Raw genomic sequence first — 21,509 nt, forward strand, 5'->3', positions numbered from 1 at the left:
GCCTAGAAGACGAGGGAGAAGAGCATGTACAGCACGCCCGCGAGCATGATGGACACTGGGAGCGTCAGCACCCACGCCATCAACAGGTTGCGAATCGTGCTCATCTGGAGGCCGGACCGGTTCGCAGCCATGGTTCCGGCGACACCCGACGACAGGACATGCGTGGTCGATACCGGAAGGCCGAGATGGTCCGCACCAAAGATCGTAGCCATTGCCACCAGTTCGGCCGATGCACCCTGCGCATAGGTGAGGTGCGACTTGCCGATCTTTTCACCGACGGTCACGACAATGCGTTTCCAGCCGACCATGGTGCCCAGACCCAATGCGAAGGCGACGGCAACCTTCACCCAGGTCGGGATGAAGCGCGTGCCAGCGTCCAGCGACCCCTTATAGGCCGTCAAAGTTTCTTTCGCCTCGTCAGAAAGATTGGCCGACTTTTCATTGCTTACGCGCTTGATCGCTTCGGAGGCCAGATACATGTCATTGCGGATATTGTCGACGGCGGCGGCCGGAACCTTCGCCAGCGAACCATATTCGGCGACCTGATGATCGACGTCACGGATCAATATGCCCAAGGCCGGGACGGTTGCTGCCGAAGCGGTCTTGTCTGCGATATAGCGCGTCACCTCACGCCGGGCCTGGGCCGGATCGCCCGTGACCGCGGACTGGCCGAGCGCAGCGGCGGCGGCAGTCGAGTTCGCATGGAATTCCTGCGTATATTGCGCCGGAACCGCACGATTGAGCGCATAGGCCGTGGGCACGGTGCCGATCAGGATCAGCATGATAAGGCCCATGCCCTTTTGACCGTCATTCGACCCATGGGCGAAGCTGACGCCGGTGCAGGTAAAGATCAGCAGGGCGCGAATCCAGACCGGCGGCGGCAGGCCGTCTTTCGGCTCTTCGTACAGCGCCTTGTTGCGGATCAACAGCTTCATCGCGAGGAACAGCAGCGCAGCGACGCCAAAACCGATCAGTGGCGAGAACAGCAGCGCCTGACCAATTTCCGTCGCCTTGCTCCAGTCGACACCGGCCGTGCCGCTCTTGCCATGCATCATCGCGTTGGCGACGCCGACGCCGATGATCGATCCGATCAGCGTGTGCGAACTGGATGAAGGAATGCCGAGCCACCAGGTCGCGAGGTTCCAGAGGATCGCGGCGATCAGCAGGGCGAAGACCATGGCGAAACCGGCATTGGAGCCGACCTGGAGAATAAGCTCCACCGGCAGCAGCGATACGATGCCGAACGCGACCGCACCGGTTGAGAGAAGCACACCGAGGAAGTTGAAGAAGCCGGACCAGACAACCGCCACATTGGCCGGCATCGCATTGGTGTAGATGACCGTCGCGACTGCATTGGCCGTATCATGGAAGCCGTTCACGAATTCGAAGCCCAATGCGATCAGCAGGGCGACGAACAGCAGCGCGAACGGCAAATAGGTAGTCGGTTCGACCCCCACGGCCGTCGCATCGGCGTAGATGCTGTAGGCGACATAGACAAGCGCCGCCACGATCGCCGCGAAGAAGCCCACCTGACCGGCGACACCCAAACCTTTGTCCAGATCCGGGCGCGGGGTTTCCTTTGCCGCCAATGTCGCACTCATCGAATCGCCCCTCTTAATATCTTGCCGATCTGTTGCTATGCGGACTTGATGACAGGGCGATGGCAGCTGCAAGTTGCAATTGGCCAGACACCAGACATAAACTGGTAACGTTGCCTTGCCACCCACTTCATTCGACATGAGTCGACGATGTGGGGCGAGAAATGTCGAAGGCATCATTATTGATCTGTACGGCTTGGATCGCCTGCCTGGCGAGCACGACTCAAGCGTTTGCGGAAGAGCAACATGCAGGCGGTTCTGACGCAAGCGCGAGCGAGGTTGCCCGTCTGCGGGCGGAAGTCGAGGAGCTGAAGGCGGAGATGCGCGCCATGCGTGCGCAACTGGCCCAGCCTGCCGCAGCCATGCCTCCCCCCGCACCTTCCGTGGCGCAGGCATCGCCACCGCCCGCAGCTCCTCCCGAAAAGGGGAAGGACGACATCCAGATCAGTTGGAAGGGCGCCCCGGAGTTCAAGACCGCCAGCGGATGGAGCTTCAAGCCGCGCGGCCGGATGCAAATCGACGGCGGCTATCTGGATGCGCCCGCCTCACGCGCCACGGGACAGCGCGACGGGCGCGGCTTCACCAGTCGCGTGCGCCGCGCCTATATCGGCGCGCAGGGGACGATGCCGGGCGGCTTTGGCTATCGGGCGGAGGTCGACCTGGCCAATGGGGTCAACTGGACCGACCTGTTCATCACCTATGACAAAGGTCCGTTCAACATCACCGTCGGCCAGCATCATCCCTTCACCTCGATGGAACAGTTGGATTCCGACCTGTATCTGACCTTCACCGAGCGGGCGTCCTTCATCGGGGCGTTCAACCTCGAACGGCGCGTAGGCATTTCGGCGGGCTACAAGAGCGACAGCTTCATGGCGAACGCCGGTGTCTTCACCGACGACATGAACGGTCTGCAGAATGACGGGGACAAGAGCGTCAGCATCGATGGCCGGCTGGTGTGGATGCCGCGCTTCGGCCCGACGCAGCTTCATCTTGCCGCATCGGCGCATCGACGCAATCTTGGCGATTTCCAGGCGACGATCGGCACGCAATATCGGCAGCGGCCCTATATCGGCACCAGCGACATCCGTTATGTCGATACCGGCGTGCTGACGGTGAACCGCGAAACCCATTTCGGTGGCGAACTCGCGCTCAACCGCAAGCGCTTTCACTTTGCCGCCGAAGCCGCCCGGTTCAAGGTCGACCGGCCCGGCAGCGCGGACCCGGTCTTCTTTGGCGGCTATGCCGAAGCCGGCCTCTTCCTCACCGACGACAGTCGCGCCTATCGCAATGGCGCGTTCGAACGGGTGTCGCCCAGCAAACCGGTCGGCGGCGGCGGATGGGGCGCGCTGGAAGTCAATGCCCGCTATGACCGCCTGGACCTCACCGATGCGGGCGTCGGCGGCGGCACGCAGGACGGCTATGGCGCGTCGGTCATCTGGATTCCCAATGCCTATGTGCGCTTCATGATCGACTATATGCACCTCGTCTACGACATTCCGAGCGCACAGCCGGTCTTCAACGCGGAAGTGGTCGGAATGCGCGCCCAACTCGATTTTTGACCGGGGCGGAAGAGAGGCGCCCGTCACGCCGCGATAGATAGCGGACCGGCGTCGGACCCGTCATTGTCTAGCGCCCGCGCATAACGGTTAATCTGTAATAATGATCCAGATTTAACGCGCGCAAGCATCGCAATTAAAGCGATGAACGGAGGCTGCTATTTGAGGTGAACCGAGTTTGCGCGTGCAACCGCACCGGGCTCCAAGGCTTGTGATAGCGCAGCCTGCCGGCGGTCGGGGACGGACGGCTTCACGCCTTTCGAGAGGAACGCCGTATGAAGATCGCGCAAATCGCTCCCCTGGCCGAGAGCGTCCCGCCCAGGCTTTACGGGGGCACCGAACGCATCGTTTCCTATCTTACCGAGGAACTGGTCCGTCAGGGGCACGAGGTCACTTTATTTGCCAGTGGAGATTCCAGGACAAGCGCCGAACTGGTTCCGATCACCGACATGGCGCTCCGCCTCGATCCCGCCATAGTCGACCCCATTCCCTATCATATGATGATGCTCGAACAGGTTCGCCGACGCGCCGACGAGTTTGATGCGCTGCATTTCCATATCGATCTACTGCATCTGCCGGTGATCCAGGATTTCATCAGCCGCACAGTGACCACCTTGCACGGCCGGCTCGACCTGCCGGACTTGCCCCCATTCTATCGGACATTTGCCGATCATTGCCTGGTGTCGATTTCCGATCATCAGCGTCGGCCCATGCCGCCGGTCAATTGGGGAGCGACGATCCATCACGGGCTTCCCACGAACCTATTGCCGCCGCGTCTGGGATCGGGCGACGGCTATCTCGCTTTCCTGGGGCGGATCTCACCCGAAAAACGCCCGGATCGCGCCATCCGCATCGCTGCCCGTTCCGGCAGGGCGCTGAAAATCGCGGCCAAGATCGACACCGTTGATCGCGCCTATTGGGAGCGGGAGATCGCCCCGCTGGTCGATCGCTATCCTGACGTCGAATATGTCGGCGAAATCAACGAGCGGCAGAAGGCCGATTTTCTGGGTCAAGCCAGTGCGCTGCTTTTCCCGATCAACTGGCCCGAACCCTTTGGCCTGGTCATGATCGAGGCGATGGCCTGCGCCACGCCCGTCATCGCTTTTCGGTGTGGGTCCGTGCCCGAAGTGATCGAGCATGGTGTGTCGGGCTTCATCGTCGATAGCGAGGACGAGGCCGTGGCGGCCGTGGCGGCGCTTCCCCATCTCGACCGGGCGCGGGTGCGCGGCGCATTCGACGCACGTTTCACGGCGCAACGTATGGCAGCCGACTATGTCGCACTATATCATGGACTGCCTGGCGCGCGCACCGACGCGGCGCGCCTGCGCCGAGAACGCGGCGAGGAAGCCGAGTTGCAGATCGTCGCATAGGAGACGCCATGACGCTGATCCAACCGCATCCCGAAATGCCTGGCATCGAGGGGGGGCAGGCCCTTTCGCAGGCGCAGACCCAGTTCTTCATTCCGGCGACGGCCTCATTTCACGAGCGCAGGCCGCGGACGCTGAAATATGGCGACAGCTTTGCGGTGTTCGATCATAGCGGCGACGCCATATCGGGGCCCGGCAGTCCTGAAGGGCTGTATCATCGCGACACCCGCCATCTTTCGCACCTGTATCTGACCGTCAACAACATGCGGCCGATTCTGCTGAGTTCCGCGCTCCGTGACGATAATGCCATGTTGACCTGCGACCTCGCCAATCCCGATTTTTTCGGCGACGACGGCCGGGTTGCGGTCGAACATGATCTCATTCACCTCCGTCGGACCCGCTTCCTGTGGCGGGACGGGGTGTACGAACGGATCACCATCCGCAATTTCGATACCGAAACCCATCGGATCAGCATCGATCTTGGCTTTGCGGCCGATTTTGCCGATCTGTTCGAAATCCGCGGCATGACCCGGCTGCGAAAGGGCACGATGCGCACACCGCAGATCGGCCGGGCGGACGTGCTGCTCGGCTATCTTGGCCGGGACGATCGCGAACGGCATACGCATCTGCATTTCGATCCGGCGCCGACGGAACTGACGGAAAATCGTGCGCGGTTCGACGTCACCATCGCCCCCGGCACGCGCTGCGCGCTGTTCGTCAGGATCTGCTGTGACAAGGCGAAGGCGAACGGCCCCCTGCCAAAGCAGTTTCTGAAGTCATTGCGCGAGGCGATGCACGCGCTGCGGCTCGCCCGCCGGCGTGGCGCAACGATCCGATCGTCGAACGATCTGTTCAACGAGGTCGCGCGGCGATCGGTGGCCGACATCTCGATGCTGTCGACCGATACGGAATATGGCCCCTATCCCTATGCCGGTATCCCCTGGTTCAGCACCGTGTTTGGCCGCGACGCGATCATAACCGCGCTCGAAACGCTGTGGATGGACCCGGCGATCAGTCGCGGCGTGCTCGGCTATCTCGCCGCGCACCAGGCGACGACTTTCGACCCCGCCGCCGATGCCGAGCCGGGCAAGATTCTTCACGAAGTCCGTCACGGCGAAATGGCGGAACTGGGCGAGGTTCCGTTCCGTCATTATTATGGGAGCATCGATTCCACGCCGCTCTTCGTGATGCTGGCCGGCGCCTATCTCGAGCGGACGGGCGACGCGCCATTTCTGGCCGGCATCCTGCCCCATATCGAGGCCGCGCTCGACTGGATCGACACGCATGGCGATCGCGATGGCGACGGCTTCGTCGAATATGGCCGCCTTACCGATCAGGGCCTTCAGAATCAGGGTTGGAAGGACAGCCATGATTCCATCTTCCATGCAGACGGCAGCATTGCCCGCGGCCCCATCGCACTGGCTGAGGTGCAGGCCTATGTCTATGGCGCATGGCAGGCGGCGAGCGTGCTGTTTTCCGCCATCGGCGACGAGGCACGCGCGCTGGACTATCGCGCCCGCGCCGACCAGTTGCGCGACCGGTTCGACGCCGCCTTCTTCGACGCGGCGCTTGGCACCTATGTCCTTGCGCTGGACGGGGAAAAGCGCCCTTGCCGCATACGCTCGTCCAATGCCGGCCATGTCCTCTACACCGGCCTTGCGAAGAAGGAACGGGCCGAAGCCGTGGTTCGCACGCTGATGGCGCCCGCCTCCTTTTCTGGATGGGGCGTGCGCACCATCGCGTCGACCGAAAAGCGCTACAATCCCATGAGCTATCATAATGGGTCCATATGGCCTCATGACAATGCGCTGATCGCCGCGGGCTTTTCCCGCTATGGCTATCAGCGGGAGGCCGCGCAGATATTCGAAGGCCTGTTCGGAGCCGCAACCTATGTCGACATGATGCGCCTGCCCGAACTCTTCTGCGGCTTCCCCCGCCGCCGATCGCAAGGGCCGACCTTCTATCCGGTCGCCTGCAGTCCACAGGCCTGGTCGGCCGCAGCGCCGCTTGCTCTGATCCAATCGAGTCTTGGCCTGCGTTTCGACATCGCGGCGGACCAGATCTCCCTCCATGAACCCGCTCTGCCCCAATTTCTGCAGAATCTGACGATAAGGCATCTCCGCATCGGCGAAGCCAGCGTTGATATCGGTTTCGATCGTATGGGCGATCAGGTCGTGGTCAAGCCAATCGGCCGCGACGGGAATGTGCGGATCGTTACGGTCGCCTGACACCTTCCACCGGCTGCGCATGATTCAGGCGAGCAAGGAGGTTTCAGGATTTCATACCGCGCAAAGCGCAGCCTTTCCCAGTGGCCAGATCGATCCGACCTTCCTGCGGGCCAAGCTTATTAAGCTTTGGGAAAGCCCGAAAATTGCACAAGAAGCAGAGTCCCATGAACCTTCCCCGCTCGCTGGGCGCTGAAACCATGCCCACCGATTCATAGCAGAGGGCTGAGAGATAAGGGTAGCAACCGATGACCCATACGCGCCCTCGCATCAACGCCATCGGCTGCGCCGTGCCCGCCCACGACATGCATACCTCCTTCATCCATTGGGCGAGCGAGCAGATCGATGATCCACGCGAAAGGCAGCTCTTCGTACGGATGGCGGAACGGTCGGGCATCGGCCATCGCTGGTGCGTGCTGCCGCCCACGGCGGAAGGAGGGTCGCCGGTCGATCCGGGCGGCTTCTATGCCGACGCCATGCCGCCCACGTCGCTGCGGATGCGCCGCTATGCGCAATATGCGCCCGCTCTCTGCCTGGAGGCGATCGACCGGCTGGCGGAACAGGTCGCCATAGACGGGATCACCCATCTGGTGGTGGCAAGCTGCACCGGCTTCGTTGCGCCGGGCGTCGACCAGATCGTCGCCGACCGGCTGGGGCTGGAGGGGGTAGAGCGGACTTTGGTGGGCTTCATGGGCTGCTATGCGGCGGTAGCAGCGCTGCGGACCGCGCGCCATATCGTCCGGTCCGAACCGGCGGCGCGGGTGCTGGTGGCGACGGTCGAACTGTCCTCCCTGCATTTCCAACCCGAAAAGCAGATCGGGCGGCTACTGATGATGTTGCAATTCGGCGATGGCGCGGCAGCGGCTCTGGTCACCGCGGAAGGAACGGGAGTCGCGATCGACCAGCCCTTTTCGCTCAATCTGGAGGATTCAGCCGATCTCATCCGCTGGGACATTGGCGACAGCGGCTTCGTCATGCATCTGTCGGGGGAAGTGCCTGGCCGCATCCAGGCCGCGCTGGCCGATGGGTCGATCCGACGGCGGATATTGGGGTCCGATGACCCCTCGACGGTCGATGGCTGGGCGGTGCACGCCGGGGGACGATCGATCCTCGATGCGGTCGAACATGGCCTGGGGCTGGGCGAGGCAGCGCTCGCGTCCTCACGCAGCGTGCTGGCGCGGTTCGGCAACATGTCTTCGGCCACGCTGATGTTCATCCTGCGCGACGTGCTGGGTCAGAAGACACAGCAAGGCGTGGCGCTGGCGTTCGGGCCGGGGCTGGCGGCCGAGGGTTTCCGGTTCGAAGGCGGCCTGTGATGTTTCGCTCGCCCGCGCTGGTCGTCGGCGGCGGTCCTGCCGGGACGGCCGCGGCGATAACGCTGGCGCGGGCCGGTATCAGACCCCATCTGATGGACCGTCAGGCGGGACCGCATGATGGCGTGTGCGGTGGCTTTCTGGGTTGGGACGCCATGGCGGCCCTGCGCGACCTGGGAGTCGATGCGCTGACATTGGGCGCGCGACCGATCGGGCATTTGCGGTTGCTGGCGCGCGCGCGATGCGTCGAATTGGCGCTGCCGCACCAGGCTGCGGGACTATCCCGGCGATTGCTGGACGAAGCGCTGATCGGCATTGCGCAAGATGCAGGCGCGGTCGTCATGCGCGGCCGGGCCGTGCGGACGGCCGATCCCCTGGGGCCTACCATTCGGCTCGACGATGGCGAGGAATGGGTGGGCGAGGCGCTGTTTCTGGCGACGGGCAAGCATGAACTACGCGGACTGGCGCGCAATCTGGCGGGGCGGACGGAGGCGCCGGCCGTCGGGATGCGCGCCGCGCTGGCCGCCAGCCCGGCCCGGTCGCGCGATCTGGCAGGGGTAATCGAATTGCATCTGTTCGATCGGGGCTATGCCGGCCTGCTGCTGCAGGAGGATGGGACCGCCAATCTGTGTCTGTCGGTCGCACGGGAACGGCTCGGCGCAGCGGGAAGCATCAGCGCGCTGATGATGGACATCATGGTCGAGGCGCCGCGTCTTGCAGACCGGATGGAAAATGCGATTCCGGCCCGTTTCGACGCAATTGCCGGTGTGCCCTATGGCTGGCGGGCGGCGGAAAGTCCGCCCGGCATCTTTCGCATCGGGGATCAGGGCGCGGTGATCGCCTCTCTCGCCGGCGACGGCATCGCCATCGCGCTTGCCAGCGGAGCGAGCGCGGCACGGGCCTTTCTGGACGGAGGTCCGGAGGCGGCGACGAACTGGCAAAGACAATGGCACCATCACAGCCGCTTGCCGCTCCTCGTGGCCGAGACCCTGCGCCATGGTGCAGCCAGCCCGGCCATGCGCGCAATGTTGATGCATGTGTTGCACCGGATGCCGGGGCTTGGCGCGCAAGCGGCGCTGCTTACCCGCGTATCCGCTCCACGCAGAGGCGGAAGGCAAAGCGCCGCACGATGCGCACCTGATCCGGGCTGATGCCCGCCTCAGGCAGCAAGGCCGCCCAGTCGCCGGGGCGAAAGGCCCGGGCAATGGAAAGCCGCCCATCCTCGCGCACGATGCGATGGACGCGCAGCAGACGGGCAAGGATCGGGAAGCCCCAATGGGCAAAGCCATGACGATGCAGGTCGCAGATCATCCAGCCCCTGCGGGCGTGGGCCTCCATATGGCGCAGGAAGGTCATGAGTTGCGCGTCCGTCATGTGATGCGTCACCTGACTGGAGATGATGAAGTCGAACGTCTCCGGCTGGTCGAGATAATCCCCGGCGCGATAGTCGATCACCAGGTCCGGCGGAGTCGCATGGCGGGCGGCGACCAGGCTTTTTTCGTTGAGATCGACGCCGATCAGTTCGGCCTGGATCCCCCGACGCCTGGCCCAGCGCGCCACCGCGCGCAGCACGTCACCGTCGCCAAAGCCTACATCCAGCAGGCGGAAATGCCTGGCCGAACCGATGGCGCGGTGAAGGAAGGCCATGGTCGGCCAAGCCGTGAAGGTCCAGCGATTGACCCGCGCCAGATCGTGGAGCACGCGTTCATAGATGGCAGGATCGAGATCCGGCGCATCCATCTGCTCTTCCTGGCGCGCACGGATCGAGAGGTCGGCCATGATGCGCTCCCTTCTTCGTCATCCTATCATATTCCGTCCGTCATTCTTCAATGAGGTGAGACCATGGGATTTCCATCGCTCCTTTTATTGCTGACCGCAACTGGATCGACGCCGGGCGTCGAGGGTGTCTGGTTGACGGACGACCAGAAGGGCATGGTCCAGATCGCGCCGTGCGGACAGCAGATGTGCGGCCGGATCGTGCGCGTGCTCGACAAAAAGGCCGGCGTGCCCGCCACCGATATCAACAATCCCGATCCGAAGCTGCGGAAACAGCCGATAGTGGGTCTGCTGACGCTCTGGGGTTTCACCCGCGACGGGGCGGTGTGGACAGGAGGACGGGCTGCGTGATGTTCATTTGCCAGTCGCGCCGCTGGACACGGGAGGTTCGCTGATCTTGTCCCACACGAAAATACCGTAGCGCATGGCGCCAGTACGTAGCGCGACGATCAGGCGCGGCAGGCTGAGCATGAAGCTGCGGTTCGTCGTGGCGCGGCTGAACGCCAGCCGGCGCAGTGCTGGATCGTTCAGCAATCCCCTGGCCAGCCGCCGCAGGCAGATCATCCAGGTGCGGCGGACACGGCGGCTGGCATCTTCATAGTCGTGCAGGGTAAAGCCCGCGCCGGCGGCGAGCGCCTCATAGTCGGCACGGCTGCCCATGCTGGGAAGTCGCCCCTCGCGGCAAATGGGTTCGAGCAGATGGTCTATTTCCCATGGTCGTGCGACCTCGCCCTCCAGCCAGGCGCAGACGACAAGTCGCCCGCCGGGACGCAGCACGCGCGCCGCTTCGTGGAAGAAACGGGCCTTGTCGACCATATGTTCGGAACTCTCGATCGCATAGGCGCGGTCGAAGCTGGCATCGGCCAGATCATTGTGCAGCCAGTCCCGGCGTATGCAGGTGAAACGGGGTGATGGACGCGCACCGGCGATCCGTTCCTGCGCGGCGGACAAGGTGAGGCCCGTGATGCTGACATCGTGCCGCGCCGCGATCCATGCCGCCGTCGCGCCATAGCCGCAACCTATGTCGCAGAGATTTTGCCCCGGCTCCAACGCCAGCCGCGCCCCGACGATTTCCACCAGCGCATCGGCCGCTTCCGCCGCGCTTTCGTGGCCGGTGCGCCAATAGCCATGATGAACATGCTCGCCCCAGATCCGCCGATAGGCAAGATCAAGCTCGTCATAATGGGTCGCGACGCCCGCCGCGGTCGAGGGCAGCTTCGGCTCGATCATGCCGGCCTTTATCGTCCGGCAGCGACGAGACGGCAAGTTCTATGGGTCGGCCGCGACCTCGACGGCCTGGCAGGCGCCTTACGGAGGGATGGCGCGCTTTCGACCTCCCTCTCTCAGCCGATCTCGACGCGGACGTCTTGTCAGTGCGCGTAAGGCATTTGTTCTTCACGATCGAACTCTGCCATCGATATCCGATTCCGTCCCTGCCGTTTGCTGGCATAAAGTTGCTGGTCGGCTTCGGACATCCAGCGTTCCGCCGCCATGCCCGGCGAGCAGCGTGCGCTGGCGACGCCGACGCTGACAGTGATGAAGGGACTGACCTGCGACCGTTCATGCGGAATGTTGAGCGACTGGACCTGAAGCAGGATTTCCTGCGCCACCAGTCCCGCGCCCTGCGGATCGGTGCCCGGCAGAACACATGCGAATTCTTCCCCACCATAGCGCGCCGACAGATCGCTCGTCCGCTTTACCGCCCGAGTCAGCGCCGCGGCGACCATCCTGATGCAGCGATCGCCAGCGGGATGGCCATAGGTGTCGTTGAACTGCTTGAAGAAGTCGATGTCCAGCATGATGACCGACAGCCATTCGCCTGTCCGGGCGAGGCGGCAAGCTTCGCTCTGCAATGAGCGTTCGAGATAGCGGCGATTGCTCAGCCCGGTCAGGGCGTCCGTCACCGCCATCGACGCAAGCTGGTCGCGCAGTCGCTTCAGCTCGACATGGTTGCCGACGCGCGCCCGCAATATTGCAGGCTGGATCGGCTTGGTCACATAGTCGATCGCGCCGAGCGACAAGCCCCGCATTTCGTCTTCCGTATCGCCCAGGCCGGTCGTGAAGATGACGGGAATGTCGGCCAGCGACGGATCGGACTTGATCTGGCGGCACACCTCGAACCCGTCGATACCGGGCATCAGCACGTCCAGCAGTACGAGGTCCGGCTGGGCGGCGTGCGCCACGTCGAGCGCTTGCTGCCCGGACGTGGCGAAGCACACGTCATACTCGTCCTCCAGTATGGCGTTCATGATCTCGATATTGGACAGTTCGTCATCGACGATCAGGATCGTGGCGGTCATGGCAATACCTTTGCACTTTCGGCTGGTTCGACGCCATCGGCGTCGAGCAACGCGAGCGCTGTCTCATAGTCCAGCCTTTCCAGCGCCTGATGCACGGGATGGCGGGCGCACACCTCGTCGGACAGACCGAGCGAGTGGGCGAAGCGGTGGAAGCTGGCCCGCGCGCTCAGGCTGCGACGACGCAGCAATTCGCGCAGCTCATTGCGCGCGGCGGCTGTCACCTCGCTGTTCGCGAACAGGCTCTCGACCGGTGCCGATTCCGCCTGATCGGCGCTCAGGCTGCGCGCCGCCGCGATAGCCGGCGCGATGGCCCGCTCCAGTTCGTCGACGGCCGCCCGTGCCGATTCCGTCTCGTTCGCCGCCAACATCCGTTCGATATCGGCAGCGATCCCCTGCACCGCCGGCAGCTCCAACGATCCCGCCACGCCCTTCAGGCTGTGCGCCAGACGTCGCGCGTCGGCCAGCAGGCCAGTCGATATATGAACGCGCAGCTCATGCGCGACATCGGCATAGGTCTCGCCGAAGGTGACGATCAGCTTGCGCAACAGCGCGGTCTTGCCATTGACGCGCACCAGCGCCGCCTGGAGATCGAAGGGCGGCAGGTCGTCGGGCAGAAGCGAATCCGACCTGACGGCTACGGCGACCGGTGGCGGCGCCGGCGGCGAGGAAGGCACCTTGAGCCAGCGGTTCAGCGTCCGCATGAGCGTGGCGGGATCGACCGGCTTGGCGACATGATCATTCATGCCGGCATCCAGGCAACGCTGCTTTTCCTCTTCATAGGCGTGGGCCGTCATGGCGATGATCGGCAGCCGGTCGGCCGATCGACTTTCCCGGATCAAGCGGGTGGCGGTGATGCCATCCATTTCCGGCATCTGCACGTCCATCAGCACCGCCGCATAGCTGTCGCCCTTGTCCCGCACCATATCACAGGCAATCCGCCCATTTTCCGCGCAGTCCACGATCAAGCCGGCGTCGCCAAGCAATTCCACGGCGATCTCGCGATTGACCTCATTATCCTCGGCCAGAAGGACCTGAAGGCCGCGGAGCTGCGGCGCCACGACGGGCAGAGCAACCGGCGACGGCGCGCTCTTCATGGGCACCACATCTTCTCGTTCTTGCGCGAAAATGTCGATGATCGTGTCGAGCAGCCTCTTGGGAACGACCGGTTTCGTCAGGAAGGCGGCGACATCGCCCTCCTGAATGCTTTTGACGAAATCGTCCGCGCCATAGGCGGTCACGATCAGTGTCTTGGGTCGCCCGCCCTTGTAGGCCGCTCGCCTCATCGCCTGGACCGTCTGCATCCCGTCCAGACCCGGCATCTTCCAGTCAAGCAGGACCAGATCATAGGGCCTGCCCCCATCATCCGCGGTCGCAAGTGCCGCGAGCGCTTCGTCACCCGAAGCCACCAGATCGACGCTCATGCCCCAACCGGCAAATACGTCATGCATGATCTGGCGCGAGGCGGGATTATCGTCCGCCGCCAACACATGCAGCCGTCCGATATGCGCGGGCAACGCGATTTCCAGCGCGACCGCATCATCCTCCCGCATCATGCCTATCTGACAGGTGAAGGTGCTGCCCTCGCCCGGTGCGCTGTCCACGCGGATCGTGCCGCCCATCTGCTCCACAATCTGGCGGCAGATGGCGAGGCCCAGCCCGGTGCCGCCGAAGCGACGCGTGGTCGAACTGTCGGCCTGCGTGAAGGAATGGAACAAGGATTGCTGCTGGTCGGGCGTCATGCCGATGCCCGTGTCGCGTACCGCCAGCTCCAGCCTCACCTGTCCGGCCCGTTCGTGAAGCAGGTCAACGCTGATCGTGACAGCCCCACCTTCGGAAAATTTAACGGCGTTGCTGAGCAGATTGAGCGCAACCTGACCGAAGCGCATTTCGTCGCCCACCAACCGTTCGGGCACATCAGCGGCGATCCGCGACACCAGCTTCACCTGCTTTGCCTCGGCCGCGTCAGCCACCAGATGCAGTTGGTTCTCGATGGCGCGTCGCAGGCTGAACGGATATGGCTCCAAGGAAAGCTTGCCTGCCTCATTTTTCGAAAAATCGAGTATGTCGTTGATCAGGCGGAGCAACGATTGACCCGCATGGTTGATCTTGCCGACATAATCCATCTGTTTGGGATCCAGATCCGTCCGCAGGACCAGATGGCAAAAGCCCAAAATCGCATTCATGGGCGTCCGGATTTCATGGCTCATATTGGCCAGAAACAGGCTCTTGGCTTTACTTGCATCCTCCGCTTCCTGCGTGCGCGCCTCCAGCGCCGCATTCTTGGCCAAGATTTCTTCACTCATGCGCTGATTGCGCTGGAAACTCTCGACCAGCTTGTCGCTCAGCCAGACCAGCACGGCAGTCTGGAAGGCGACGATGCCGGCATGTAGCAGCACTCGTTCCAGATTGCCCTGCCCCGGAAAAACCGCATAGGGCAACAGGTACAGCAGCAGGAGATGATGCAATGACGTCGCCGTCGCCGCCGCCAATATCGCGCCCTTGTCGCACCAGGCGATAGTCAGCGCCAGCATGGCGAAGAAATACATATGCATGTCCATCTGCCAGGCGTGCCCACGCATCAGGAACAGAAGGATTGCCGGCTCCCCCATCAGGGCGATGGCAGACAGATAACGAGTGGCAGGCGCGATGCCCTGCCGCCACCAGGTCAGATGATAGGCGGCGGCCAGCAAAGCCCCCGCTGAAGCCGCGCCAAGCGGGGAATGTCCCGTCATCATCGCCACCGCGGCCAGCAACGGCACATGCGCCCAGAAGAGCGGCAGCAGGAAACGACCGAAATGGAAACGTACTTTGTCCAGTTCAATGGTCATGTCGCTTGTTCCCGAAAAGAAGGGTCGAGACATCCGCCACGATCAGGAGCTGCAATGGCAAGCCACGCGCCTGCCTTCCGCAAGGCGGCGGCAAAATTGGGCTGGCTGGACCCGGCAATGACGATGTTGGGGAAACGACCGGCCTGTACGAGCCGCCCATCTGCCGCCCGGACAAGGTTGATGGTGTCAGCCAAGGTGGCATTGGGCGGCGCGATCACGAGATAACGCCCGCTTTCACGCCCATCGAGAAGCGAAGCCATGGCAAGGCCAGCCAGTCCGGCGATCAACAGCAAGACCGCGGGAAGATAGATGACGGCAGTTTGCTTTGCCTCTACTGCCACGATGACAGGCACGCGTTTCTTATCTACGGGAATGACGTTCTGGCGCCTGACGAAGTAGAACCATCCCTGTCTCATATCGCGACTATTTAGCGAATGAGGTTGTATTTTTTCTTAATTGCGTTCGGTCCATGCGTAAAATGCTGTTTATGCTGGGTTGAACGCGCGCGTTTCAATTCGCTCACCGGGGCTCTGCCGGGCCGGAGAACCGCTATGGGAAGGGGATTTTCAGGACCGTACGATCCGGTTCGACAGCCTTCCGGGCAAGCTGAACATGCGCTTCCCCCTCATCAGTCGGCAAGACTTTGCAGCCCTCGATACCGACGGCGCGAACCCACTTTGGCGGCGATTTATGCTGACCTGCCCCCCGGCAGTCCCTCGTTCATAACGGTTTACTTTTTGTCGGAGCTAGAGGCTGTTATGGACTTGTGAGTTCATCAATAGCGCGTGAGCCTCACCCGTTTCGCAAGCGATGCACCTGACTGGCGACGACCTGCCGGCGATAGCTGGCGGTGTGCTAGCCGAGGTGAAGCATGATTAAGGCCGTTTACGCGTGGTCACGGTCCAGATAGGCCGTGGGCGCAACCCCCAGCGTGCGCCGGAACATCGCCGCAAACGCGCTGGGGCTATCATAGCCATGTTCAAGCGCTACCTCCAGCACTGAGACACCAGCGGCGAGCCGGGGTATGCTGAGCAGCAACCGGGTGCGCCGCAACCACTGGCCGAAACTCATGCCCAGTTCGCGCTGGAACAATCGGGCCAACGTCCGTCCACTGACATGGATGTCCGCCGCTAGCCGTTCCAGCGTGCAGGGCATCGAGGGTTCTGCAATCACCCGTTCGCAGAGCCGTAGAAGACGTGGATCGCGCGGCATGTCGACGTGCAGGTGCAGTCGTGGCGCCGTCTCGATCTCATCGAGAATGAGCTCCATCACGCGCTCATCCCGGCTGGCCGGGGAATAGTCCAGCGGAATACGGGTCGCCGCGACTATCGCCTCGCGCAGGAACGGCGAGACCTCGATCACCTCGCAGTTTCGCGGTAGGCAGGATCGCGCGTCCCCACGCACAAAAACCGTGCGCATCGATACATCCCCGGCGATCCGGATAGCGTGCGCCTCTCCCGCTGGCATCCAGACTGCCCGGCCAGTCGGCACGATCCAGCTTCCCTCGCGGCTCGTAACAATCATTACGCCGCCCAGCGTATGGATAAGTTGCGCGCGGGGATGATCGTGAGGCGCGATATGCTCGCCATCCGGGTGCTCGCTTGCGAACGCAACCACCGGCCGGGGCGAACGCTCGCAATCTTCCAAACTACGACTTTTGTCCATATCGCGATGATCATTGTCACGATCGCTGGAGAATGACAACCGATGAATCGCTAAACTCATCGACATGCACAACGGGCGAACCCCTTTTTACACTGGCTTGCGCGGCGTTAACGCCGTGCTTCTTTACTGTTCTTTGCTTAGCGGCTGTGTCGTGGCACCCAGCGCCCCGCCTCGTTCCACCGTTACCGAATTGACGAAACCTACGGACGGCGCAGCGGTGAGCAGCGATGTATCTCCGACACAATGGTGGCGCCTTTACAACGAGCCAGCGCTCGATGCGCTGGTTACGGAGGCACTGACCAACAATCGCGATTTACGGGTGGCGGAGGCCAATTTGCTGAAGGCGCGCGCAATTCTCGTTGAGACGCGCGGCGACAGGCTTCCCCAGACCGACCTTTCGGCCGGCGCGGGCTATGGCAGCACACTTCAGGACCAGATTTCTGCTGCGGCGCAAGGCGTCAGCAGCGCGCGGACCGGAACGCGATATGATCTTGGCGCAGACATATCTTGGGAACTGGACCTGTTCGGACGTCTGAGATCCAACGTCCGGGCCGCGCGCGCCGATGTCCGGGCCTCCGCCGCGCAGGAGGATGGAGTGCGGATCTCCATCGCTGCGGGCGTCACTGGCGCGTGGCTGGACGCATGCGGCTTCGCGCATCGCTCCGACGTAGCGCGGCAATCGCTGGCGCTAGCGGAGCGCGGACGCGACATCGCCGAACGACAACGCGCTGCGGGTGCCGCCAACACCGCCGATGTGCTGCGAGCGGACGCGCTGGTCGCGCAAGCCCGAGCAGCAATCCCGATGCTGGATGCGGCGCGGCAGGACGCGCTAGCCGAACTGGCGGTGCTGACCGGCCATCCACCTACCGAAATTGCCCCTGCCGCCGCAGCGTGCCGAACCCTGCCGCAGATCAGCGCGATCGTGCCGGTAGGCGATGGTGCGGCGCTACTTCGGCGCCGACCCGATGTGCGGGCGGCAGAGCAGAGGCTGGCTGCGGGCACGGCGCGGATCGGTGTCGCGGTGTCGGACCTTTATCCCCGCATCGCGATAGGCGGCATGGCGGCCGATTCCGCCGGGACGCCGGGCGACCTCGGCAATCGGAACAATCTGGTCTGGCGCTTCGGCCCACTGCTGAGCTGGAGCTTTCCGAATGTCAGCGGGGCGCGCGCAAAGCTGCGCTATGCTCGCGCCGCCGAAGCCGGCGCGCTGGCCGAATTCGACGCCGCGATCCTGACCGCGCTTAAGGAAGTTAACCAGCGCGCTGAGGATTTTGCGGCCCTGCTACACCGCCAGAGCGCGCTGCGGGATGCCCTGGACCGCTGCCAGCACGCGGATCGTTTGACACGGATTCAACGGGCAGCGGGCGCCGCCACGGCTCTCGAAGCCCTCGATGCTGACCGCACGGTGATAGACGCACAGGCAAACCTGGCCTCCGTCGATAGCGACGTCGCGGCCGCGCAGGTCGCCTTGTTCAAGGCGCTGGGCGGCGGCTGGGAATTGGCTCCCGCCGTCCGTCTGCCCACACCTGACAGGTCGGCGCCCGTCGCCACATCAAATCCCTCCTCGAAGTGAAGCCGTCATGACCGATACCGCTGCTGAAAGCCGCCCTTCTTTCGTCCGCCTGCCGACCACCCGTCGCCATCTCGCCATAGGCGCGGGGGCCGCCGCACTGGTCGCTGCTCTCGCATTCGGCATCCATTGGTGGACGACCGGCCGCTTCATGGTGGAAACTGACAATGCCTATGTCCGTGCCGATGTGGTCACCATCGCTCCTCGCGTGGGCGGCAATATCAGCGTGGTCGCGGTGGCCGACAACCAGATGGTGCGCGCGGGAACGGTCCTGGCACGGATCGACGATCGCGATTATCGCCTGAAAGTAGCGCAAGCCGAAGCCGCAGTCGTCACAGCAGCCGCTGATATCGAGGCGCAACAGGCGCATATAGCCGGGCTTGAGGCCGAGACGGTCCGCCAGCAGAGCGTGATCGCACAGAAAAGCGCCGGCATTTCGTCCCGCGAGGCGGATGCACGCTTCACTGACCTGGACTATCGGCGGCAGGCAACCCTCCACCGGCAGGAGGTAGGCAGCGACCAGAACCTCCAGTTGGCGGCATCAGCGGCGCAGCGGGCCAACGCGGGTGTTGCCGATGCCCGCGCGGGACTGTCCGCCTCCCGCGCTCAACTGCCGGTGCTGGCCGCGCAGCGACGGGCCGCAATCGCCAATCTCGATAAGGCGCGTGGGGCGATGCGTCAGGCGCAGGCGACGCTAGATGCCGCGCGGCTCGATCTGGCACGAACGATAATCTACGCGCCGGTGGCGGGGCAGGTCGGCCAGCGGGTGGCCCGCGCCGGCCAATATGCCGATGTGGGCACGCCGTTGATGGCCATCGTACCAGCGCGAACTTATGTCATCGCCAACTACAAGGAGACGCAGACCGACCGCATACGTCCCGGCCAGCCGGTCAGGATCGTGGTCGATGCCTTTGATGGCGTGTCTCTGAGGGGCAAGGTCGATGGCCTCGCGCCCGCGACCGGCGCGCAATTCGCTCTCCTTCCCCCGGACAATGCCACCGGCAACTTCACCAAGATCGTCCAACGCCTGCCGCTTCGCATCACTATCGATCCGGCGCAGGCGCGCGCCGCCGGACTGCGGCCTGGCATGTCGGTGGAAACCATCGTCGATACCCGCGGCGCGCGACCATGAGCGCCGACGCGACAAGCGCGCAAGGCGCGGAGCCGGTCTCCTTGCGCGCATGGGTCGCGGTGCTCGGCGGTGTGGTCGGCTGCTTCATGGCTGGCATGAACGTGCATGTGACCAACGCGTCATTGCCCGACGTGCGCGGTTCGCTAGGCGCCTCATTCGAGGAGGGATCGTGGATCACCACCGCCTATCTGGTGGCCGAGATCATCATCATCCCGATGACAGGTTGGTTGGTGTCGGTCTTCTCGATGCGGCGTGTGCTGATGGTGGGCACAGGCGGCTTCGTCCTCTTTTCCATTCTCTGTTCGATGGCGCCGGACATCCAGACGATGATCGTGGCGCGCGCTTTGCAGGGGGCGTTCGGCGGCGTGCTGATTCCTCTGTCCTTCCAGATCATTGTAACCGAGCTGCCGTCGTCGCGGCACCCGTTCGGCATGGCGCTGTTCGCGGTCGCCAACAATGTCGCGCAGGCCGCCGGCCCATCGCTCGGCGGCTGGCTGACGGAGGCCTACAATTGGCGCTGGATCTTCTATCTGCAGGTTCCACCCGGGCTCCTGCTACTGGCGGCGATCGGCTGGTCTACGCCTCGCACGGCGGCAGCATTCGACAAGCTGCGCAATGGCGACTGGGGCGGGATTGTCGCCATGGCGCTGGGGCTATCCGCGCTCCAGATCATGCTGGAGGAAGGCGGTCGGAAGGACTGGTTTGCCTCGCCGCTGATCGTCGATACCGCGATCCTCGCAACGCTCGGCCTCGCGGCATTCGTCGTGATCGAGCTGCGGCGGAAAGATCCGTTCATCAACCTGCGCCTGCTCGGCCGCTACAATTTCGGGCTGGCGAGCCTGATGCAATTCACATTCGGCGCTATCGTGTTCGGCGTTGTGTTCCTCGTCCCTAATTACTTCGCTGAAGCGCATGGCTACAATGCGGAGCAGATCGGCCTCACGATGATACCCTATGGCCTGATACAGTTCGTCATGTCGTTTGCGACGCCCCGGCTAATGCGTTGGACCAGCGTGCGCGCGATCATCATCCTCGGTTTCGTCATCATGGCGGCGGGGTGCCTCATGAATATTCATCTCGATAGCGACGCCGCCGCGAATGTGATCGTACCGTCGTTGGTCGTACGCGGGATCGGCCAATCGTTAATCGTCGTCGCGCTGGGCGTGATGGCTGTCGATGGCCTCGAACGATCTGAACTTGGGTCGGCGTCAGCGCTGTTCTCGACTGTCCGAAATGTCGGTGGCGCTATTGGCATCGCGCTGGCGAGCCAGTTCGTTGTCGAACGCGAAAAGCTCCATGCCGCCCGGATCGGTGAGGCCATTACGCCGTTTTCGGATGCGTTTCGAGAGCGGATAGTGGACCTGGTGCGGCTGTTGAGCCACGGTCGTGTCGACCGCCACGCGGCGCTTCAAGGCAAAACGACCGAACCCTATCGCGACCAGGCGCTCGCCCTATTAGATAGCGTCGTCCATCACGAAGCGCTCCTACTTTCCTACAGCGATGCGTTCCTGCTCGCCGGCCTTTTCATGTTGGCATGCGGACTAGGAGGCGTGTTCCTCAGGCGAAGCCGAACGTGACCACCCCCTCTTCATCCTCGCGACTTGTCATCGAGCGTTGAACGTAAGCGCCGACGGAAGGTGGTGTTGACGCGCTCCAGTCAGGCTTTGCGGCGTGTCCGCGGCGCCCATTTTTTCGCAAGCGCCTCCAGCCTGACTTCGATCAGTGGGATATCGGGCTTGGCGTCGGGATCATGGTCCTCGCCGAGGGTTTCCAGCGCCTCTTCATGATACTCATGTTGGGGGTCACCGAGCGCTTCGACCTTTTGGGCATAGCCCCATGGGCCGCCACAGTCCTCTGGCGGCCTCATGCCTACTGCATCGACGATGAGCGGATATGTCAGGTGCGAGCTGGCAGGGCTGACGCACTCGATCTTGACGCTATGCTCCCAGGCGTCCCCAAAGTCGTAGAGATATCGGAAGGTCTTGCGCCTTGTATCCGCCAAGACCTGGGCGAGAGTGGCCTTACGGGCGTCGAGCGGCCCGTCGAAGCCATATTCAGGATCGGGGATGCCGAAGCCGGTCTGCCCGAAGCTCATTTCCCACAGGTGAGAACGGCGGAGCAATATTCGACCACGGTAGCGGCGGGATAGTCCTGCTGCGGGCGGCGTAAAAGTCGTCCA

General features: G+C 63.3%; 18 protein-coding genes. 10 read left to right on the forward strand and 8 right to left on the reverse strand.

What is annotated here, in order from left to right:
- Positions 1 to 2: 2 nt before the first annotated feature.
- Positions 3 to 1,601 carry an inorganic phosphate transporter gene (locus tag AC58EF_RS21245; RefSeq protein WP_497278412.1) on the reverse strand — a complete coding sequence of 533 codons (1,599 nt, stop codon included), beginning with the start codon at positions 1,599 to 1,601 and terminating at the stop codon, positions 3 to 5.
- A gap of 326 nt (positions 1,602 to 1,927) precedes the next feature.
- Here AC58EF_RS21245 and AC58EF_RS21250 point away from each other — a divergent pair, with 326 nt between their 5' ends.
- From AC58EF_RS21250 to AC58EF_RS21275, 6 genes are all read left to right on the forward strand, one after another.
- The gene (locus AC58EF_RS21250) at positions 1,928 to 3,157 is read left to right on the forward strand and encodes an OprO/OprP family phosphate-selective porin (RefSeq protein ID WP_497278413.1); all 1,230 of its coding nucleotides are present in this window, start codon (positions 1,928 to 1,930) and stop codon (positions 3,155 to 3,157) included.
- A gap of 272 nt (positions 3,158 to 3,429) precedes the next feature.
- The gene (locus AC58EF_RS21255) at positions 3,430 to 4,524 is read left to right on the forward strand and encodes a glycosyltransferase family 4 protein (protein WP_497278414.1); all 1,095 of its coding nucleotides are present in this window, start codon (positions 3,430 to 3,432) and stop codon (positions 4,522 to 4,524) included.
- An 8-nt stretch (positions 4,525 to 4,532) separates the two neighbouring features.
- Positions 4,533 to 6,749, forward strand: coding sequence for an amylo-alpha-1,6-glucosidase (locus AC58EF_RS21260; protein WP_497278415.1), 2,217 nt, complete (start codon positions 4,533 to 4,535; stop codon positions 6,747 to 6,749).
- 19 nt (positions 6,750 to 6,768) lie between these two features.
- Positions 6,769 to 6,942, forward strand: a complete 174-nt coding sequence (locus AC58EF_RS21265) for a hypothetical protein (protein WP_497278416.1) — start codon at positions 6,769 to 6,771, stop codon at positions 6,940 to 6,942.
- 52 nt (positions 6,943 to 6,994) lie between these two features.
- A complete protein-coding gene (locus tag AC58EF_RS21270; RefSeq protein WP_497278417.1) occupies positions 6,995 to 8,062 on the forward strand; it encodes a type III polyketide synthase in 1,068 nt (355 codons plus the stop codon).
- A complete protein-coding gene (locus AC58EF_RS21275; protein WP_497278418.1) occupies positions 8,062 to 9,210 on the forward strand; it encodes an NAD(P)/FAD-dependent oxidoreductase in 1,149 nt (382 codons plus the stop codon). Before AC58EF_RS21270 ends, AC58EF_RS21275 begins: the two co-directional genes overlap by 1 nt.
- On the opposite strand, the gene AC58EF_RS21280 is transcribed toward AC58EF_RS21275, so the two are convergent.
- Positions 9,140 to 9,838, reverse strand: coding sequence for a methyltransferase domain-containing protein (locus AC58EF_RS21280; RefSeq protein ID WP_497278420.1), 699 nt, complete (start codon positions 9,836 to 9,838; stop codon positions 9,140 to 9,142). The two genes, AC58EF_RS21275 and AC58EF_RS21280, sit on opposite strands and share 71 nt — an antisense overlap.
- A 63-nt stretch (positions 9,839 to 9,901) precedes the next feature.
- Between AC58EF_RS21280 and AC58EF_RS21285 the strand changes: the two genes are divergently transcribed.
- Entirely contained in the window at positions 9,902 to 10,186 is a 285-nt protein-coding gene (locus AC58EF_RS21285) for a DUF2147 domain-containing protein (RefSeq protein WP_497278421.1), read from the forward strand.
- Between the two features lie 3 nt (positions 10,187 to 10,189).
- On the opposite strand, the gene AC58EF_RS21290 is transcribed toward AC58EF_RS21285, so the two are convergent.
- The 5 genes from AC58EF_RS21290 to AC58EF_RS21310 form a co-directional block, all read right to left on the reverse strand.
- Complete coding sequence (locus AC58EF_RS21290) at positions 10,190 to 11,065, reverse strand: class I SAM-dependent methyltransferase (protein WP_497278423.1); 876 nt, start codon at positions 11,063 to 11,065, stop codon at positions 10,190 to 10,192.
- Between the two features lie 140 nt (positions 11,066 to 11,205).
- Positions 11,206 to 12,135 (reverse strand): diguanylate cyclase, encoded by a 930-nt coding sequence (locus AC58EF_RS21295; protein WP_497278424.1) that lies wholly within the window; start codon positions 12,133 to 12,135, stop codon positions 11,206 to 11,208.
- Positions 12,132 to 14,963, reverse strand: coding sequence for a response regulator (locus tag AC58EF_RS21300; RefSeq protein ID WP_497278426.1), 2,832 nt, complete (start codon positions 14,961 to 14,963; stop codon positions 12,132 to 12,134). Before AC58EF_RS21300 ends, AC58EF_RS21295 begins: the two co-directional genes overlap by 4 nt.
- On the reverse strand, positions 14,960 to 15,379 hold the full coding sequence (locus AC58EF_RS21305) for a hypothetical protein (RefSeq protein WP_497278428.1): 420 nt from the start codon (positions 15,377 to 15,379) through the stop codon (positions 14,960 to 14,962). The genes AC58EF_RS21300 and AC58EF_RS21305 overlap by 4 nt, the downstream gene beginning before the upstream one ends.
- A gap of 469 nt (positions 15,380 to 15,848) precedes the next feature.
- Entirely contained in the window at positions 15,849 to 16,694 is an 846-nt protein-coding gene (locus tag AC58EF_RS21310; protein ID WP_497278429.1) for an AraC family transcriptional regulator, read from the reverse strand.
- On the opposite strand from AC58EF_RS21310, the gene AC58EF_RS21315 reads away from it, so the two are divergent.
- Genes AC58EF_RS21315 through AC58EF_RS21325 form a run of 3 tightly spaced genes read left to right on the forward strand, consistent with a single transcriptional unit; the run spans position 16,693 to position 20,907 of the window.
- Positions 16,693 to 18,201, forward strand: coding sequence for an efflux transporter outer membrane subunit (locus tag AC58EF_RS21315; RefSeq protein ID WP_497278431.1), 1,509 nt, complete (start codon positions 16,693 to 16,695; stop codon positions 18,199 to 18,201). The genes AC58EF_RS21310 and AC58EF_RS21315 overlap by 2 nt on opposite strands.
- A 7-nt stretch (positions 18,202 to 18,208) precedes the next feature.
- The gene (locus AC58EF_RS21320; RefSeq protein ID WP_497278432.1) at positions 18,209 to 19,330 is read left to right on the forward strand and encodes an HlyD family secretion protein; all 1,122 of its coding nucleotides are present in this window, start codon (positions 18,209 to 18,211) and stop codon (positions 19,328 to 19,330) included.
- Positions 19,327 to 20,907 (forward strand): DHA2 family efflux MFS transporter permease subunit, encoded by a 1,581-nt coding sequence (locus tag AC58EF_RS21325; RefSeq protein WP_497278434.1) that lies wholly within the window; start codon positions 19,327 to 19,329, stop codon positions 20,905 to 20,907. Before AC58EF_RS21320 ends, AC58EF_RS21325 begins: the two co-directional genes overlap by 4 nt.
- 80 nt (positions 20,908 to 20,987) lie before the next feature.
- Here the strand turns inward: AC58EF_RS21325 and AC58EF_RS21330 are convergent.
- Positions 20,988 to 21,509 (reverse strand): plasmid pRiA4b ORF-3 family protein (locus AC58EF_RS21330; protein WP_497278435.1); only part of this gene is annotated, 522 nt, incomplete at its 5' end.

It is taken from the genome of Sphingobium sp. WR1 (assembly GCF_059693745.1).